The sequence below is a fragment of the Micromonospora sp. WMMD987 genome (assembly GCF_029581435.1).
Classification (GTDB): domain Bacteria; phylum Actinomycetota; class Actinomycetes; order Mycobacteriales; family Micromonosporaceae; genus Micromonospora; species Micromonospora rifamycinica.
Map to the genome: position 1 here is coordinate 4,157,842 of NZ_CP120861.1, position 14,972 is coordinate 4,172,813.

The window sequence follows — 14,972 nt, forward strand, 5'->3', positions numbered from 1 at the left end:
GTAATCGACGTCCGTTCAGCGCATGGTCCCCACCCCGTCAGACCATCGGGATGGGGACCATGCTCCCACACAGTTCAGGCGTCACTTGGCGTTGAAGTAGTTCGCCTCCGGGTGGTGCACCACGATCGCGTCGGTGGCCTGCTCCGGCACCAACTGGAACTCCTCCGACAACTGCACCCCGATCCGCTCCGCCCCGAGCAGGTCCACCACCTTCGCCCGGTCCTCCAGGTCCGGGCAGGCCGGGTAGCCGAACGCGTACCGGCAGCCCCGGTAGTCGTTGCGCAGCAGGCCGGCCAGGTCGGTCGGGTCGCCGGTGGCGACCGTGCCGCCGCCCGGCAGGGCCAGCTCGGAGCGGACGCGCCGGTGCCAGTACTCGGCGAGCGCCTCGGTGAGCTGCACGGACAACCCGTGCACCTCCAGATAGTCGCGGTACTCGTTGGCGGCGAACATCTTGGCGGTGTACTCGCTGACCGGCTGCCCGACGGTGACCAACTGCAACGCCACCACGTCCAGCCCGTCGTCCTTCGGACGGAAGAAGTCGGCCAGGCAGAGCCGCCGCTCCTGCCGCTGCCGGGGGAACGAGAACCGGGCCCGCTCGCTGTTGCCGTTCTCGTCCAGCACCACCAGGTCGTTGCCCTCGGAGTAGGCCGGGAAGTAGCCGTACACCACGGCCGCCTCCAGCACCTGGTCGGCGATCAGCCGGTCCAGCCAGTACCGCAGCCGGGGCCGTCCCTCGGTCTCCACCAGCTCCTCGTACGACGGACCCTGGCCGCCCCGCGACCCGCGCAGCCCCCACTGGCCGAGGAAGGTGGCCCGCTCGTCCAGCAGCGCCGCGTAGTCGGCCAGCGGCACCCCCTTGACCACCCGGGTGCCGAAGAACGGCGGGGTGGGCACCGCCACGTCGGTGGCCACGTCGGAACGGACCGAGGAGTCGTTCAGCTCCGGCAGCACCTCGGTGACCATGGCGCGCTGCTTCTCCCGACGGGCCCGCCGGGCCGCCAGGGCCGCCTCCCGCTCCGGGTCGATCACGGGTGCGCCGCCACGCTTGGCGGTCATCACCCGGTCCATCAGGGCCAGCCCCTCGAAGGCGTCCCGCGCGTAGTGCACCTGGCCGGGGAACATCGCCCGCAGGTCGTCCTCGACGTACGCGCGGGTCAGCGCCGCCCCGCCGAGCAGCACCGGCCAGCGCTCGGCCACCCCGCGCGAGGCCATCTCGGCGAGGTTCTCCTTCATGATGACGGTGCTCTTGACCAGCAGCCCGGACATGCCGATCGCGTCGGCCCGGTGCTCCTCGGCGGCGTCGAGGATCGCGTTGATCGGCTGCTTGATGCCGATGTTGACGACCTCGTAGCCGTTGTTGGACAGGATGATGTCGACCAGGTTCTTGCCGATGTCGTGCACGTCGCCGCGCACGGTGGCCAGCACGATCCGGCCCTTGCCGCCGTCCTCGACCGCCTCCATGTGCGGCTCCAGGTAGGCCACCGCCGTCTTCATCACCTCGGCGGACTGGAGCACGAACGGCAGCTGCATCTGCCCCGAGCCGAACAGCTCACCGACGACCTTCATGCCGTCCAGCAGGATGTCGTTGATGATGGACAGCGGGGACCGGCCCTGCGCCATCGCGGCGTCCAGGTCGGCCTCCAGGCCGTTGCGCTCGCCGTCGATGATCCGCCGCTTGAGCCGTTCGTCCAGGGGCAGCCCGGCCAGTTCCTCGGCCCGGGTGGCCCGCGCCGACGCGGCGTCGACGCCCTCGAAAGCCTCGATGAACCGCTGCACCGGGTCGTAACCCTCGCGCCGCCGGTCGTAGATCAGGTCGAGGGCGACCTCGCGCTGCGCCTCGGGGATCTTGGACATCGGCAGGATCTTGCTGGCGTGCACGATCGCCGAGGTCAACCCCGCCTGCACGCACTCGTGCAGGAACACCGAGTTGAGCACCTGCCGGGCCGCCGGGTTGAGGCCGAACGAGACGTTCGAGATGCCCAGGGTGAAGTTGACCCCCGGGTACCGGGCGGCGATCTCCCGGATCGCCTCGATCGTCTCGATGCCGTCCCGACGGGTCTCCTCCTGGCCGGTGGCGATCGGGAAGGTCAACGCGTCGATGAGGATGTCCGACCGGTCCATCCCCCACCGGCCGGTCAGGTCGTCGATCAGCCGGGCCGCGACCCGGACCTTCCACTCCCGGGTACGGGCCTGCCCCTCCTCGTCGATGAGCAGCGCCACCACGGCCGCCCCGTGCTCGGCGATCACCGGCATCACCCGCGCGTAGCGGGAGTCGGGGCCGTCGCCGTCCTCGAAGTTGACCGAGTTGACCACGCACCGCCCGCCGAGCATCTCCAACCCGGCCTCGATCACCGCCGGCTCGGTGGAGTCCAGCATGATCGGCAGGGTGGACGCGGTGGCGAACCGACCGGCCAGCTCCCGCATGTCCTGGGTGCCGTCCCGGCCGACGTAGTCGACGCACAGGTCGAGCAGGTGCGACCCGTCGCGGGCCTGGCTGCGGGCCACCTCCACGCAGGCCTGCCAGTCGGCGGCGAGCATCGACTCACGGAACGCCTTGGAGCCGTTGGCGTTCGTCCGCTCCCCCACCATCAGCACCGACGCGTCCTGGGCGAACGGCACCGGGTGGTAGATCGACGAGACGCCCGCCTCGTGCCGGGGCTCCCGGGTCGCCGGGGTGGCGTCGTGCAGCCGCTCGGCCAACGCCCGGATGTGCTCCGGGGTGGTGCCGCAGCAGCCGCCGATCAGCCCCACGCCGTACTCGCCGACGAACCGTTCCAGGGCGTCGGCCAGCTCCGTCGGGCTCAGCGGGAAGTACGCCCCGTCGGCGGTCAGCACCGGCAGGCCGGCATTCGGCATCACCGACAGCGGGATCCGGGAGTGCTGGGAGAGGTACCGCAGGTGCTCGCCCATCTCGGCCGGGCCGGTCGAGCAGTTCAGCCCGATCAGGTCCACGCCGAGCGGCTCGATGGCCGCCAGCGCCGCCCCGATCTCGCTGCCCACCAGCATGGTGCCGGTGGTCTCCACCGCCACGTGACAGATGATCGGCACCTGCTGGCCCAGCTCGACCATCGCCCGCTTCGACCCGACCACGGCCGCCTTGACCTGGAGCAGGTCCTGGCAGGTCTCGATGATCAGCGCGTCCGACCCGCCGGCGATCAGCCCGGCGGCGTTCTCCTGGTAGGCGTCCCGCAGCGTCGCGTACGGGGCGTGGCCGAGGGTGGGCAGCTTGGTGCCGGGGCCGATCGAGCCGAGCACGAACCGGGGCCGCTCCGCCGTGGCGTACGCGTCGGCGGCCTCCCGGGCGATCCGCGCGCCGGCCTCGGACAGCTCCCGGATGCGCTGCGGGATGTCGTACTCGGCGAGGTTGGCGAGGTTCGCGCCGAACGTGTTCGTCTCGACGCAGTCCGCGCCGGCCGCCAGGTATGCCTCGTGCACGCCGCGCACCACGTCGGGCCTGGTCACGTTGAGGATCTCGTTGCAGCCCTCCAACCCCTCGAAGTCGTCGAGGCTCAGGTCGGCAGCCTGCAGCATTGTCCCCATCGCGCCGTCGGCGATGAGAATCCGGTCGGCCAGCACATCCCGCAACGAAGTCCGCACAGGTTCAGGTTAGTGCGAGAGTCCGGTCGATTGCTGACCCCCGGCGCCGTCCCACTATGTGTCCCTCCGCTCACCGGGCCGGTTCGTGCCGGCTCGGCGACCCGGCGGACCGGCGCGGCCGACGGGCCACCCGCCGCGCCGGGACGTAGGCTGGCGGACGTGAAGGACATCAGGGACGCCACCGTGCACGGCGGGCGGGTGACCGGGCCGACCCCCGGCACCGTCGGCGACGAGCGGGGCGAGGTGACGGCGTGACCGAGTTCGACGGGCTGCCGGTGCTGCGGTCCCCGGTGGCGATCGCCGCCTTCGAGGGCTGGAACGACGCCGCGGACGCCTCCACCGCCGCCGTGGAACACCTCGAACAGGTCTGGCAGGCCCGGGAGATCACCGAGATCGACCCGGAGGAGTTCTACGACTTCCAGGTCAGCCGCCCGACCATCACGATGTCCGACGGCGAGACACGCCGGGTGGAGTGGCCCACCACCAGGTTCATGGTGGCCAGCCCCGAGGGCACCGAGCGCGACGTGGTGCTGATCCGGGGCATCGAGCCGAGCATGCGCTGGCGCACCTTCTGCCAGCAGGTGCTGGAGATCTGCCACAGCCTGGAGGTGGAGCGGGTGGTGCTGCTCGGCGCGTTGCTGGCCGACGTGCCGTACACCCGGCCGTTGCCGATCAGCGGCAGCGCCTCCGACGCCCAGGCCGCCCAGCGGTACCAGCTCACCCCCACCCGTTACGACGGTCCCACCGGCATCGTCGGCGTGCTCCAGGACGCCTGCACCCGGGCCGAGGTCGACGCGGTCTCGTTCTGGGTGCACGTGCCGCACTACGCCAACAACCCGCCCTGCCCGAAGGCCACCCTGGCCCTGCTGCACCGGGTCGAGGACGTGCTCGACCTGCCGGTGCCGATGGCCGACCTGGCCGAGGAGGCCGCCGAGTGGGAGCAGCGGGTCCGCAGCGCCGCCGAGCAGGACGCCGAGTTGGGCGAGTACGTCCGCGAGTTGGAGGAACGGGTCGGTGACGCGGGCATCACCCCGCTGACCGGGGACGAGATCGCCCAGGAGTTCGAGAAGTACCTGCGCCGTCGGGGCGGTTCCGCCGGCCCCACCGCCGGTTCCTGGTGACGACGCCCACCGCCAGCCCGTCCTGATCAGCCGGCCCGTCCTGATCAGCCGGCCCGTCCCGGTCGGTCGGCCGCCGGGGCGGGCCGGGTGCCGTCCGGCCCGGGACGCCGGGCGTGTTCCGCCGCCCCCGCCACTCCCCGCAGCGTCAGCGGTCGCGGGTCCGATCGCCGGGGCGTGACCTGACGTCCGCACGAGTTGTCCGGGGTGATCGTGTGTCCGGGGTGGCGCCGCCACTCCCGCTAGGGCATCCTAGGAACCTAGCTGTCATGAGGAGGCGGGCGTGCAGATCAACCCGGGAGCCGCCGAGTTCCCGCACCGGCAGATCGCCGCGCAGCTCAAGGCCCAGGTACGCCGGGGTGACTGGGGGCCGGGCGAGCGGTTGCCGTCCATCCCGGCCATCGCCGAGATGTTCGGGGTCGCCAAGCAGACCGTGCAGCGCGCCGTCGACCAGTTGCGGGTCGAGGGCATCCTGATCACCAAACCGGGCTCCGGTACGTACGTCCGGGGCACCCGGCGACGGCTCAACCGGCTCTCCCGGGGCCGCTACGGCGGCTTCCGGGGCTACCACGCCGACCTCGCCGCCCGCTACCGTCAGCAGCTCGTCTCGGTCGGCCGGGCACCCGCCCCGCCCGAGGTGGCCGACGCGTTCGGCGTCGCCGACGGCACCGAACTGCTCTGCCGCCGACACCTGGTCCGCACCGACGACTCCCCGGTGGAGGTCGGTGCCTCCTGGTTCCTGCCGAAGGACACCGCCGGCACCTCGCTGGAGCGGGCCGAGGCGTTCGGCCGGCCGCTCTACCAGGAGGCCGAGGAGGCGACCGGCCGCCGGTACGCCACCGCCGCCGACACCATCAGCGCCCGCCAGCCCAGCCGGGAGGAGGCGGAGACCCTCCAGATCCGCCCGGACACCCCGGTGCTGCACCTGCTGCACGTCGCCTACGACGCCCACCGCAGACCGATCGAGGTCGCCCAGGCCACCTGGCCCGGCCCGATGACCACCCTGACCGAGGAGTACCAGGTCCCCGCCCCCGCGCCGGACCCGGATCCGGACCCCGGCCTGGTCCTCGGCTGACCGGGATACCACCGCCGCACACCGGCGGGCGACAGTGGGCGGGCCGCCCCGGCCGGGTCGCCCCGGGAACGCCTCAGGTGCGCGCGGTGGCCACCAGCACGGCCACCCCGAGCGCGACGACGACCAGTGAGGCCACCACCCCGAGCGCCTCGCCCACCCGGGGCGGGACCGTGGCGCCCAGGGCCGCGCCGATCATCGCGAGCACGGTCTGCCACAGCAGCGAGGCCAGACCGGCGGCGGCGACGAACACGGCGGGTCCGATCCAGGTGCCCGTCGAGGCGGTCACCATCCCGGCCAGCGCGAAGAAGTACAGCAGGGTCAACGGGTTGATCGCGGTCAGGAGCACGAACCGGGCGTAGACCGACCGGTGTCCGGTCGCCACGCCGGCACCGGCCGGACCCGTAGGACCCACCCCCACCGGCACCGGACCGCCGGCGGCACCGGCCCTGGCCAGGTCTATGGCGACCGGACCGGCCCCGGGGACGGTGGCGGCCGGAGGACCGGCGGCGACGGGGCCGACCGGGGCGGGACGCGCCCCGGTCTGCGCCCGACGCAGAGCGATCAGCTGGTAGCAGCCCAACACGACGATCACCACCCCGGACAGGTAACGGGGGGTGTCCCCCCACGAGGCGATCACCGGCGCGAGCGCGGCCCCGGTCAGGAGCGCGCCGAGGCAGTACAGGGTGTCGACGGTGGCCACGCCGGATGCGGCGGCCAGCCCGCTGCGGTGGCCGCGCAGCATCCCCTCCCGGACGACCAGCACCCCGATCGCCCCCAGCGGCATCGCCACCCCCAGCCCGGCGGCGAAGCCGGCGACCGCGAGCACCACGACGTCATCAGCCATCCCCCGAGTCTGGGCGAAACGCGCGCGAGCCGCCGACAATTATCCGGCGGCACCGTACGATTCCCGGTGTGGACGATCTGGACGAGCAGATTCTCGGCATTCTGCAGGACAATGCGCGGTGCTCGTTCAGTGAGATCGGCCGACGGATCGGCCTCGGCACCAACGCCACCGCCGCCCGGGTCCGCCGGTTGGAGGACGACGGCGTCATCCTCGGCTACACCGTCGTCACCGGCCACGACGCCCAGGCACCCCACGGTGGCCTGGAGGTGTTCGTCGACGTGCTCCTCGACGCCGACACCGACTACGAGACGTTCGTCGCCGCCATCGCCCCGATCCCGCAGATCATCGACGCGGTGCACATGACCGGCCCCTACGACTACCTGCTGCGGGCCCGGCTGCGGGACACCGCGGCCCTGGACGCGCTGCTGCGTCGGCTCAAGAAGAGCTGCGGCGTGGTGCAGACCCAGACCCGGGTCGCGCTGCGCCAGCCAACGTCACGACGCGGCGGTCGGTGAGCGCACCCCCACCGTCAGCGGCCGGGCGGGACCAGCCTGGTGATCCGCTCCCACAACCTCGCTGTCAGAGACGGATGCCGAGCAGCGCGTCGACGGTGGTGGCGAAGAGCGCGGGGGCTTGCGGGTCGTCGCCGGTGCCGGCGAGCGCCGCCGCCGCCCACCCGTCGGCCAGCGCCAGGGCACCCGGGGTGTCCAGATCGTCACCGAGGCGCTCGCGTACGCCGGTCAGGAAGGCCGCGCCGGACGGCCCGGACGGCGCGATGGCGGCCCGCCGCCACCGGTCCAGCCGCCGGTGCGCGGCGTCCAGCACCTCATCGGTCCAGGCCCGGTCGTCCCGGTAGTGACCGGAGATCAGCCCGAGCCGGACGGCCATCGGGTCGACCCGGTCGGCGCGCAGCCGGGAGACGAAGACCAGGTTGCCCTTGGACTTGGACATCTTCTCGCCATCCAGGCCGATCATGCCGGCGTGCACGTAGTGGTCGGCGAAGGGCGCCTCGCCGGTGAGCCGTTCGGCGTGCGCGGCGGAACACTCGTGGTGCGGGAAGATCAGGTCGTTGCCGCCGCCCTGCACGTCGAGCCGGTCGCCGAGCAGGTTCAGCGCGATCACCGTGCACTCGATGTGCCAGCCCGGCCGGCCCGCGCCCAGCTCGCCGCCCGGCCAGGACGGCTCGCCGTCGCGGGCGCCGCGCCACAGCAACGGGTCGAGCGGATCGCGTTTGCCGGCCCGGTCCGGGTCGCCGCCGCGCTCCGGGAAGATCTCCAGCATCTGCTCCCGGCTCAGGTTGGACTCGTAGCCGAACGCCGGGGCGGCGGCGACGTCGAAGTAGACGTCGCCGCTGCCGTCGTCGAGCCGGTACGCGGCACCGTCCTTGAGGAGTTCCTGGACCCGGTCGGCGATCTCCGGGATCGACTCCACCGCGCCGACGTAGTGCGCGGGCGGGATGATCCGCAGCGCCTCCATGTCCTCGCGGAACAGGGCCGTCTCCCGCATCGCCAGGACCTTCCAGTCCTCGCCGTCGCGCTCGGCCCGCTCCAGCAGCGGATCGTCGATGTCGGTGACGTTCTGCACGTACCGGACGGTCAGCCCGGCGTCGCGCCACATCCGCTGCACCAGGTCAAAGGTGATCATGGTGGCGGCGTGCCCCAGATGGGTGGCGTCGTACGGGGTGATGCCGCACACGTACATGGTCGCCGGGCCGGCGGGACGGCTCGGGTGGACACCGCGCCGGGCCGAGTCGTACAAGCTCAGTGGCCCGCCGTCACCCGGCAGCCGTGGCACCTCGTGCCCCACCCAAGAGTCCATGACCGTCAGCCTAACGAGCGCTCCGGCCACCCCGGAGCAACCGCCCGGGTGATCAACGCGACAACGACTCAGATGGGCGGCCAGGGCATCGCCGGCCACTCCTGCGGCGGCAGCGGATAGCGGCCTGCGTCCCGCAGCCGCCGTACCCGGGCACCCACCTCGGCGACCTCGCCGAGGGTCAGGTGCTCGGCCAGTTCGTCGCCCAGCTCCCCGGCGAGCTGCCCGGCGAGGGCGTCGAGCACCTGCACCGCGTCCGGCGGGAGCTGCTTCCCGGCCCAGCCCCACAACACGGTCCGGAGCTTCTCCTCCACGTGGAAGCAGACCCCGTGGTCCACCCCGTAGATCCGGTCGTCCGCGCCGGCCAGCACGTGACCGCCCTTGCGGTCGGCGTTGTTGAGCACCGCGTCCAGCACCGCCAGCCGGGCCAGCCGGGGATCGTCCGCGTGCGCCAGGGCGTACGCCGACCCGTCCTCGTCCCGGGCCGCGGCCACCGGGAACCAGCGCGGCGGCACCGCCTCGGCCGGCACGAAACCGACCAGCGGTTCGACGTCGTCGGGCTCGTCGATCCAGAGCTGACACGACCCCGGACCGAGCGGACCGTCCCGCAACACCGTCGGCGGTACCAGGTCCCAGCCGGTGGCCCGGGAGACGAGGTAGGCGGAGACCTCCCGGCCGGCGAGGGTGCCGTCGGGGAAGTCCCAGAGCGGACGCTCACCGCGCACCGGCTTGTAGACGCAGCGGGCCGTCCGGTCGCCCAGGGTCAGGGTCGCCCGCAGGGTGGTGTTGGAGGCGTCGACCAGCCGACCCTCAAGCTCCAGTTCACCGTCGCACAGCAGCCGGAGCGCGGCGCTGGCATCCTCGCGCTGCATCTCCGACGAGGTCACCGGTGGTAGCCGTTGTGCCGCGGGCAGAGGTGACCGGCCGGGTCGAGCGGCTGGCCGCAGAGCGGGCAGGGCGGACGACCGGCGTTGACCACCCGGCGGGCCCGCTCGATGAACTCGCGGGTCGCCTCGGGCGTCAACCGCACCCGCAGCCGGTCGAGATCCTCGTCGGGTTCCTCGTCGTCGTCCTCGTCGTCCTCGTCGTCGCCCAACTCGACCTCGGCCTCCGCCTCGCCGGCGGCGATCGCCTCGATCACCACGGTGGCCGAGTCCACGTCGAACGCCAGCCCGAGGGTACCGACCCGGAACTCCTCGTCGACCGGGTTGTCCAGCGGGTCGTTGTCGCCGACGGCGGCCGGCGCCTCCGGCAGCTCGACACCGAACCGGCGCTGCGCCTCGGAGAGCAGTTCCTCCAGCTTCTCGGCGAGCAGGGACACCTGGACCTTCTCCAGGGCGACGCTGACCAGGCGGCCACCGCCACGGGCCTGGAGGAAGAACGTGCGCTCCCCGGGCGCCCCGACCGTCCCGGCGACGAACCGCTCCGGCGGCTCGAAGGCGTGCACCTGGTGGGTCATACCCACGACCCTATCCGGAGCGTGGAACCGTCGCGCAAGCCACCGACGTCGAATCAGCCGAGGGCGAAACGGCACGGCCCGGCACGGCGGCGGCCGGACGGTTCAGCCGGCGCTCCCCGCGCCCCCGCCGACGGCCGCGTCGGAGTCGGCACCCCGGGCGGCCCGACGCCGCCGCTTGGGCCGCGGTGGCACCAGACCGGCCAGGTCACCGCCGGTGTCGTTGAGCCGGACCAGGAACGGCCGCAGCGGGGTGTAACGGATCGCGGTGACCGAGGCCGGGTCGGCGACGAGGCGTTGGAACAGGTCCAGGTGCATCCCGAGGGCGTCGGCCACGATGGCCTTGATCACATCGCCGTGGCTGCACGCCAGCCAGACCGCCTCCGGCCCGTGCTCCGCGGTGATCCGGGCGTCCCAGGCGCGGACGGCGGCGACCGCGCGGGCCGACATCTGCGCCATCGACTCGCCGTCGGGGAAGACCGCCGCACTGGGATGCTGCTGCACCACCGGCCAGAGCGGCTCCTTGGCCAACTTCTTCAGCGGCTGTCCCTCCCAGGCGCCGTAGCCGCACTCGACCAGCCCGTCCTCGACCACCGGCTCGGCCTGCGGCAACGCCAGCTCGAGGGTCTGCCGGCAGCGGATCAACGGACTGGTCACCACCGCCGCGAGCGGCACCGGCCGCAGCCGCCCGCCGACCGCGACCGCCTGGGTGCGGCCCGTCTCGTCCAGCTCGACCGGCTGGCGGCCGGCCAGGCCACCGTCGGCGTTCGCGGTCGTCCGGCCGTGTCGCAGAAGCAGAAGGGTCGCCACGTCCCCACCCTAGGCGCAGTCCGGACGGCGACGGCCCCCGACACCGGCGGCGGTGTCGGGGGCCGTCGGCCGGGTCGGATCAGGTGGCGCTGATCGTGCCGGTGAGCAGCAGTGCCAGCACCAGGGTGCCGAGCGCCACCCGGTAGAGCACGAAGACGTACAGGGTGTGGTGCGCCACGTACCGCAGCAGCCAGGCGATGGCCGCGTAGCCGACGCCGAAGGCGATGATGGTGGCGACCACCATCTGCGCCACCGACGGCACCGAGGTGCCCGGTGCGGCCGGCTCGAAGACGTCCCCGACGCTGAAGATGCCCGACATCACCACCGCCGGGATGGCCAGCAGGAACGAGTACCGGGCGGCGGCCTCCCGGGTGAGGTTGAGCAGCAGGCCCGCGGTGAGCGTGCCGCCGGAGCGGGACACCCCGGGGACCAGCGCCATCGCCTGGGCGAAGCCCATCACGATGCCGTCGCGCATCCGGAAGTTCGCCAGGGTACGGGTCTGCCGGCCCCAGTACTCGGCGAAGGCCAGCACGAAGGCGAAGACGATCAGGGTGGTGGAGACCACCCACAGGTTGCGCCCGGCGGTGCGGATCTGGTCCTTGAACAGGAATCCGAACAGCCCGATCGGGATCGAGCCGACGATCACGTACCAGCCCATCCGGTAGTCGAGGCTGGACCGGACCGAGGAGTCCCTGATCCCGACCAGCCAGGTCCGGGTGATCCGCCAGATGTCCTTGGCGAAGTAGATGAGCACGGCCGCCTCGGTGCCCAGCTGGGTGACCGCGGTGAAGGACGCGCCCGCGTCCCGGTCGAAGAAGATCGCCGAGGTGATCCGCAGATGCCCCGACGAACTCACCGGAAGGAACTCGGTGAGCCCCTGGACGATGCCCAGGACGATGGCCTCGACCCAGGTCACTCGCCGACTCCCGAGAGGTCGAGGGCCTCGGCGACGGTCCGCAGGGTCTGCACGCCGCTCTCGCGGTCGGCCACGAACAGGGTGACCGACAGGGTGGTCACCCCGGCCGCCGCGTACTCCCGCATCCGGTCGGCGATGCGTTCCTTCGGGCCGAGCAGCGAGGTGCGGTCGATGAACTCCATCGGCACCGCCGCCGCCGCGTCGCGCTGCTGCTTGGCCAGGTAGAGGTCCTGCACCCGGCGGGCCGCGTCGCCGTAACCCATCCGGGTGGCGAGCTGGTTGTAGAAGTTCTGCTGCCGGCTGCCCATCCCGCCGACGTAGAGCGCGGCGTACCAGCGGACCAGTTCGGCGCAGGCGGCCACGTCGTCGCCGACCACCACCGGCACCGACGGCACCACGTCGAAACCGGCCAGTTCCTTGCCCGCCCGGGCCCGGCCCGCCCGTACCGAGGCGAGCTGTTCCTCGGCGAACTCCGGGGCGTAGAAGACCGCCAGCCAGCCGTCGGCGATCTCGCCGGCCAACTCCAGGTTCTTCGGGCCGACCGCGGCCAGGTAGACCGGGATGTGGGCGCGCGGCGGGTGGAAGCCCAGCCGCAACGCCTTGCCGGGGCCGTCGGGCAACGGCAGCGTGTAGTGCGCGCCGTCGTAGCTGACCTCCTTGCGGGCCACCGCCAGCTTGACGATGTCGACGTACTCGCGGGTGCGGGCCAGCGGCTTGGCGAACCGGACGCCGTGCCAGCCCTCGGAGACCTGCGGGCCGGAGACCCCCAGGCCCAGCCGGAACCGGCCACCGGAGAGCGCGTCGATGGTCGCCGCCGTCATCGCGGTCATCGCCGGGGTCCGGGCGGGGATCTGCATCACCGCGCTGCCCAGGTCGATCCGCTCGGTCTGGCCCGCCATCCAGGCCAGCATGCTCGGCGAGTCGGAGCCGTACGCCTCCGCCGCCCACACCACCGAGTAGCCGAGGCGGTCCGCCTCCTGGGCGAGCGCCAGGTAGCCTGCCGGCGTACTCCACGCTGTCTGATATCCGAGGTTGAGCCCGAGTCGCACTGATCCTCCCCATCCCGCACCCACAGGTCGCATCAGGTTACGCAATGGCCCGGCCCCCGCCGCCCACCGGCTCGCCCCGGCCGTCGGGCTACCGGAACGGACCGCGGCGGGGTGGACGACGAGCGACCGGGCCGGCGCGTGGAGTGCCCAACGAGCGACCCGGGGCGGTGGTGACGGTCGGATCGGCGACCCGACAGGCAGAGATGCCGGGAGCGAGGATATCGGTTGCGCCGGGTTCGAAATAAGGTTCACCCATGCAACAGCGACCGCTCGGCCGAAGCGGGCTGGCGGTTTCCCGGCTCGCGCTCGGCACCATGACCTGGGGCCGGGACACCGACGCCGACGACGCGGCGGCCCAGCTGAAGAGCTTCCTCGACGCGGGCGGCAACCTGGTCGACACCGCCGACGTGTTCGCCGACGGGGACGCCGAGTCGGTGCTCGGGTCGCTGCTGGGCACCCTGGTCCCCCGCGAGGACGTGCTGATCGCCACCAAGGCGGGCCTGCGTCCGGGCAGTGGCCGGCGGCGCGACGGCTCCCGGGGGCACCTGCTGCGTACCCTGGACGCCTCCCTGCGCCGGCTCGGCACCGACCACGTCGACCTGTGGCAGGTACACGGCTACGACCCGGACACCCCGCTGGAGGAGACCCTCGCCGCACTGGACCACGCGGTCGCCTCCGGCCGGGTCCGGTACGTCGGGGTGTCGAACTTCTCCGGCTGGCAGACCGCCCGCGCCGCCGCCTGGCAGGCCGCCTGGCCGGGCCGGTCCCCGGTGGTCGCCACCCAGGTCGAGTACTCGCTGCTGGAGCGGGGGGTGGAACGGGAGGTGCTGCCGGCCTGCGCCGCGCTCGGCCTGGGTGTGCTGCCCTGGTCGCCGCTGGGGCGGGGGGTACTGACCGGCAAGTACCGCAACGGTCGCCCCGCGGACTCGCGGGCCGCCTCGGCGCACTTCGAGCCGTTCGTCGCCACCTACCTGGAGCCGCGCTGCTCCAGCATCGTGGAGGCGGTGAGCATCGCCGCCGGTGGACTGGGGGTGTCCCCGCTGGAGGTGGCGCTGGCCTGGATCCGGGACCGGCCGGGGGTGACCGCGCCGATCCTCGGCGCCCGGACGGTCGGCCAACTGCTCGGCGCGTTGCAGGTGGAACGGATGACCCTGCCGGAGGAGATCACCACGGCACTGGGCGACGTGTCCGCGGTGCCGGTCGGCTACCCGGAACGCGAGGGCTGAGCCCGCCACGGACTCCGCGGCGGGCGCGGCCGCCCCCGGTGGTGGCGCGGCGCACCGGGTAGGGGGTGGCGCCGGGCCGCCGGGCTGGGCAGCATGGGTGTCATGGACTACGAATACGCGCCGCTGCGGTTGCCGCCCAACGTCGACCGGTTGACCGCCGCGGCGCAACTGGCGATCCAGGCGGAGTTCTCCGGCTGGGAGCTGGCCCGGGTGCAGCTCTTCCGGGACGGCACCCGCAAGGTGGTGCTGCGTCGCCGTCGGGTCGCCCAACCCCAACCCGGCCTGTCCTACTGACCCGCCCGGCACCCAGAGGCAGCCCGGCACCGGGAGGCCAGCCGGCACCCGGAGGCGGCGGCCCGGGAACGGCCGGCCCGGGGCCGCCCCCGGGCCGGCCGCCACCGGCTAGTGCTGGTGCCCGGCGTGGTCGTGGTCGTCCTCGTCGAGGAACGGGTGCTCGTCGAGCCGGCCCACCAGCCGGTCGTCGGCGGCGGGGGTGAACGGGCCCACCGGATCGTCGTCGCTGAACGACTCCAGGTCGACCGGGGTGCCCACCTCGCTGACCATGACCACGCCGTCCAGCGGCTCCAGCTCCGGCACGTCCAGGGCGCCGAGCGAGCCGTCACCGCTCTGCAACAGCTCCAGCACCGCCTCGCCCACCCCCTCGACCGGCGCCGGCTCGTCCCCCTCGGGGGTGCCCTCCCGGCGGGCCACCTCGGCGACCCGCAGCAGCGCCGAGACGCTGGGCACCCGGTAGTCACGGCGCTGCCGCACCGAGATGACCTGCGGGTGCGGGTCGGTGGCCGGCTCGCCCTCGCCGGAGCCGAACCGCTCGTCCGCCTCGTCCGGGTCGATCGACTCGACGTCCCAGGGCGTGACCTCGCCGAACGCGTCGAGCAGCTGCTCGTCGTAGGCGAAGGAGGCGTTGTTCAAGGCCACGTACGCCTGCCAGACGTCGTCGTCGTCGATCCGCCCCTGGGCGGCCCGCACGGCCGTCAGGTGGGCACGGGCCGCGTCGATCACGCGCTCCAGGGCGACGTCCAGCTCACCGTGCTGGTCGGTCATGAGG

The 14,972-nt window shown here is 73.0% G+C and carries 14 protein-coding genes; 5 read left to right on the forward strand and 9 right to left on the reverse strand.

The annotated features are described in order from the left end of the window. Positions 1 to 81: 81 nt before the first annotated feature. Positions 82 to 3,597, reverse strand: a complete 3,516-nt coding sequence (metH, locus tag O7612_RS17535; protein ID WP_282265645.1) for a methionine synthase — start codon at positions 3,595 to 3,597, stop codon at positions 82 to 84. A 251-nt stretch (positions 3,598 to 3,848) separates the two neighbouring features. Here metH and O7612_RS17540 point away from each other — a divergent pair, with 251 nt between their 5' ends. Next, a complete protein-coding gene (locus O7612_RS17540; protein WP_282265646.1) occupies positions 3,849 to 4,718 on the forward strand; it encodes a PAC2 family protein in 870 nt (289 codons plus the stop codon). 280 nt (positions 4,719 to 4,998) lie between these two features. After that, positions 4,999 to 5,790 (forward strand): GntR family transcriptional regulator, encoded by a 792-nt coding sequence (locus O7612_RS17545; RefSeq protein ID WP_282265647.1) that lies wholly within the window; start codon positions 4,999 to 5,001, stop codon positions 5,788 to 5,790. A 73-nt stretch (positions 5,791 to 5,863) separates the two neighbouring features. Here the strand turns inward: O7612_RS17545 and O7612_RS17550 are convergent, their stop codons facing one another. Then, positions 5,864 to 6,634, reverse strand: a complete 771-nt coding sequence (locus O7612_RS17550; RefSeq protein WP_282265648.1) for a LysE family transporter — start codon at positions 6,632 to 6,634, stop codon at positions 5,864 to 5,866. 68 nt (positions 6,635 to 6,702) lie between these two features. Here O7612_RS17550 and O7612_RS17555 point away from each other — a divergent pair, with 68 nt between their 5' ends. Next, a complete protein-coding gene (locus tag O7612_RS17555; protein WP_282265649.1) occupies positions 6,703 to 7,149 on the forward strand; it encodes an Lrp/AsnC family transcriptional regulator in 447 nt (148 codons plus the stop codon). A gap of 64 nt (positions 7,150 to 7,213) precedes the next feature. On the opposite strand, the gene mshC is transcribed toward O7612_RS17555, so the two are convergent. The 6 genes from mshC to O7612_RS17585 form a co-directional block, all read right to left on the reverse strand. Further along, positions 7,214 to 8,452: a cysteine--1-D-myo-inosityl 2-amino-2-deoxy-alpha-D-glucopyranoside ligase gene (mshC, locus tag O7612_RS17560; RefSeq protein ID WP_282265650.1), complete on the reverse strand. Its 1,239-nt coding sequence runs from the start codon at positions 8,450 to 8,452 to the stop codon at positions 7,214 to 7,216. A 68-nt stretch (positions 8,453 to 8,520) separates the two neighbouring features. Continuing rightward, positions 8,521 to 9,321, reverse strand: a complete 801-nt coding sequence (locus tag O7612_RS17565) for an SCO1664 family protein (RefSeq protein ID WP_282265651.1) — start codon at positions 9,319 to 9,321, stop codon at positions 8,521 to 8,523. A gap of 11 nt (positions 9,322 to 9,332) precedes the next feature. Next, positions 9,333 to 9,908, reverse strand: coding sequence for a DUF3090 domain-containing protein (locus tag O7612_RS17570; protein WP_282265652.1), 576 nt, complete (start codon positions 9,906 to 9,908; stop codon positions 9,333 to 9,335). 102 nt (positions 9,909 to 10,010) lie between these two features. Continuing rightward, positions 10,011 to 10,715 carry a histidine phosphatase family protein gene (locus O7612_RS17575; protein ID WP_282265654.1) on the reverse strand — a complete coding sequence of 235 codons (705 nt, stop codon included), beginning with the start codon at positions 10,713 to 10,715 and terminating at the stop codon, positions 10,011 to 10,013. 79 nt (positions 10,716 to 10,794) lie between these two features. After that, positions 10,795 to 11,631 carry an undecaprenyl-diphosphate phosphatase gene (locus O7612_RS17580; RefSeq protein WP_282265656.1) on the reverse strand — a complete coding sequence of 279 codons (837 nt, stop codon included), beginning with the start codon at positions 11,629 to 11,631 and terminating at the stop codon, positions 10,795 to 10,797. Then, entirely contained in the window at positions 11,628 to 12,680 is a 1,053-nt protein-coding gene (locus O7612_RS17585; protein ID WP_282265657.1) for an LLM class F420-dependent oxidoreductase, read from the reverse strand. The genes O7612_RS17580 and O7612_RS17585 overlap by 4 nt, the downstream gene beginning before the upstream one ends. Positions 12,681 to 12,934: 254 nt before the next feature. Between O7612_RS17585 and O7612_RS17590 the strand changes: the two genes are divergently transcribed. Next, positions 12,935 to 13,906 (forward strand): aldo/keto reductase, encoded by a 972-nt coding sequence (locus O7612_RS17590; protein ID WP_282265658.1) that lies wholly within the window; start codon positions 12,935 to 12,937, stop codon positions 13,904 to 13,906. 102 nt (positions 13,907 to 14,008) lie between these two features. After that, positions 14,009 to 14,200, forward strand: coding sequence for a DUF5703 family protein (locus O7612_RS17595; protein ID WP_067305588.1), 192 nt, complete (start codon positions 14,009 to 14,011; stop codon positions 14,198 to 14,200). 108 nt (positions 14,201 to 14,308) lie between these two features. Here the strand turns inward: O7612_RS17595 and O7612_RS17600 are convergent, their stop codons facing one another. After that, the gene (locus O7612_RS17600) at positions 14,309 to 14,968 is read right to left on the reverse strand and encodes a hypothetical protein (protein WP_282265659.1); all 660 of its coding nucleotides are present in this window, start codon (positions 14,966 to 14,968) and stop codon (positions 14,309 to 14,311) included. Between the last annotated feature and the right edge of the window lie 4 nt (positions 14,969 to 14,972).

Coding starts and splice junctions, on each gene's coding strand:
- O7612_RS17600 (WP_282265659.1), bottom strand. CDS start 14,968: ATGACCGACCAGCACGGTGAGCTGGACGTCGCCCTGGAGCGCGTGATC.
- O7612_RS17565 (WP_282265651.1), bottom strand. CDS start 9,321: ATGCAGCGCGAGGATGCCAGCGCCGCGCTCCGGCTGCTGTGCGACGGT.
- O7612_RS17595 (WP_067305588.1), top strand. CDS start 14,009: ATGGACTACGAATACGCGCCGCTGCGGTTGCCGCCCAACGTCGACCGG.
- O7612_RS17590 (WP_282265658.1), top strand. CDS start 12,935: ATGCAACAGCGACCGCTCGGCCGAAGCGGGCTGGCGGTTTCCCGGCTC.
- mshC (WP_282265650.1), bottom strand. CDS start 8,452: ATGGACTCTTGGGTGGGGCACGAGGTGCCACGGCTGCCGGGTGACGGC.
- O7612_RS17550 (WP_282265648.1), bottom strand. CDS start 6,634: ATGGCTGATGACGTCGTGGTGCTCGCGGTCGCCGGCTTCGCCGCCGGG.
- O7612_RS17570 (WP_282265652.1), bottom strand. CDS start 9,908: ATGACCCACCAGGTGCACGCCTTCGAGCCGCCGGAGCGGTTCGTCGCC.